This is a genomic window from Nostocoides sp. (genome assembly GCF_035343835.1).
Lineage (GTDB): Bacteria > Actinomycetota > Actinomycetes > Actinomycetales > Dermatophilaceae > Nostocoides_A > Nostocoides_A vanveenii.
In genome coordinates this window covers 1-2,433 of sequence record NZ_DAOQZV010000343.1, presented here as the reverse complement: position 1 = coordinate 2,433, position 2,433 = coordinate 1, and the positions used below count along the sequence as shown (strand labels likewise).

Below are 2,433 nucleotides of genomic sequence, written 5' to 3'. Positions count from 1 at the left end.
GGCTCGTTCGCCGGCCCGGTCGGCGGGCGCATCGCCCGGCGCACACCGCGCGTCGGCACCGGACCCGTATGCAGTTCGCCGCCGGCGATCTTCTCCAGCGCGGCCATCACGCGCGCCTCCTCACGGGCTGGATCCCGGAACAGATCGACGGTCAGCACCCGCAAGGGCCGCCACCCGAGGCGGCGTAGCTGGTCGTAGACGAGCCGGTCGCGCATCCGCACGCCGGTGATCGCGGCATACGCCGGTCCGTCGACGGCGACCCCCAAGGTTGCCGGCCCACGCGTGAAGGGGTCACTGACCGCCAGATCGACCAGGCCGGCAGCGACGCCGACACGCACCCGCAAGCCGCGGGCGCGCAACCGCCGAGCGAGATCGGTGACCAACACCGACGTCGGCACCGGTGGCGTCGTCGACCGCCGGCGTTGCAGCAGAGTCGCCAGCAGCCGGGGGCCGGGCGAGATCGCGCTCTCCGCGCTCTCCAGGCCGGCGGAGTCGACGCTGTGCACGACGTGCATCGCCGATCGGGCACGGGTCAAAGCCGCGGTGAGCAGCCGCATACCGGTCGGTGACGCGACCTGGCCGAGGGCATGCGCGCCGAGGGCGACGATGACGACGTCGCGCGTTACCCCGGCCAGTCGGGTGGCGTCGAGCACCACGAAGGGCTCGGGTCCATCACGGACGAAGAAGTCGTCCACGCTCGCGTCCAGCGCAGTCATCAGCGCCATCCGGATGCGCTCCGCGTGGTCCGCATCGAGTGTGACGACCGCGAGCGAATCCTTTGGCCGCAGCCGGGCATGAGTCACGGCGGCGGCCACCGCAGCCGCCACTTCGGAGGCCCCGCCGGCGTCCGCGGGTGCCGACTCGATCCGCAACCCGCCACTGTCGCCGGGGCGGGGAATCACGTGCATCTCGCCGGCATAGGCCGACGCTCCCACCGCCTCGATCAGCCGTTCGTCGTGCGAGCGATAGTGCCATTCGAGGCGATACACCGGCCACAGCGCCGATGCCGCCTCGAGCAAGGATTGATCGGCCCGCAATCGCCGGGGTTCGCCGCCGGTGGTGGCTGTGAACGCGCTCGGTCCGGGCAGCCGTGAGTCGCCGATGATCACCGCCTGGCCGGCACGGGCGAGGGCCGAGGCGGACTCCCAAACCGTCAGCGCCGAGGCCTCGTCGATCACGACGACGTCGAAGGTCCGCTCCGGCGCGAGATGCAGCCCGACTGTGAGCGGGCTGCACAACCAGATCAGAGCCTCGCGCCCACGCTGCTGCGCCGCCAGGCCGGCCGCGCTCGCCCGCTGCAGGGAGCGGTCGACATCGCGGAAGCGGGTGCCCGCGGCCCGCACCGGGTCGCCGTTCGCGCGCGCATAGCCCGGATCCGCAGCCGTCAGCTCCGCGAGCAGCGACGCCCACCAGACGAACTCGACATCGCGGGCGACCCGATCCGCCGGCACGGAGCGGGCGGCGAGGTCGTCGACCAACTCCCCCAGCCCCGCGGCGCGTGCTCGATCGAGATCCCCCGTGACCTCGGCGAGGATCTCCAATCGATCCCGGGCTCCGCCGAGCCGGTCCACGAGCTCGCTGAGCTCGGGCAACGGCATACGGGTCAGGTCGGGAGCGCCCGCCAGGCGGGCGCCGAGATAGCGCGCATGCCCCGCTGCCTTGTCGTATGCCGTGGCCGCCTGCCCGAGTCCGGTCACCTGGGTCGGCAGCGTGCGCGACGCGCGGATCAAGCGCCACAGCGGGCGGACCGCCAGTGCCTTGCGCAGGATGGCGTCGAGGTCGTTCGGGTGATGCCCGGGGCGCAGGTAGGAGCGCACCGCGCGGCCGTGCCGCCAGCGATCGAGAGTGCCGCCGGAGTCCGTGGCCGTCCACTCATCCAGTGGCGCGTCGAAGACTCCGATCCGAAAGACGTCGAGCACCTCCTTGATGGCGCCCATCTCGGCGACGAAGTCGCCATAGTCGACCAGCCTCGGGAAGGCCGGCAGGTCGACTCCGGCGAAGACCGCATCGAAGGTCGCATCCAGCCGTTCCAGGCCGGCCGGCGAAAGCTCGGCCAGCGCCGCCTCGGCATCGGCACGGTCCTGCTGGTTGCGGATGACCGCGCCCCACCATGGATCTTCTTCTGCCCCACTGGTTTTCCAGGCACCATCGGCGGCGATCCCGGCGAGTGTGTCCTGCCAGTGCGCCAGTTCCAGGCGGCCCAGCGCGGCGAGCGGTGCGCCGCCGAGGCGCACCTTGGAGCGGGGGGGGTCCGGGTCCTCGCACAGCTCGGCGATGCGCTCCTGAATCTGGTCGAGGGTCACCCCCCACGGCGTGCGCGGTCGGTGCATCCGCTCGACATGGTCGGCGAGTTCGCGACCGGCCGACGTCCAGTCCGATTGCGGCGCAGCCGCGCGCACCGGGTCGCGCCGCGGCCGGGCCGTCCCTGACGGC

Annotated in this window: 1 pseudogene; it reads right to left on the bottom strand. The window is 72.5% G+C overall.

Annotated features, from left to right (window positions below):
• Positions 1-2,399, bottom strand: a pseudogene (locus PKH97_RS15870) (hypothetical protein); the annotation flags it as partial.
• Positions 2,400-2,433 lie beyond the last annotated feature (34 nt).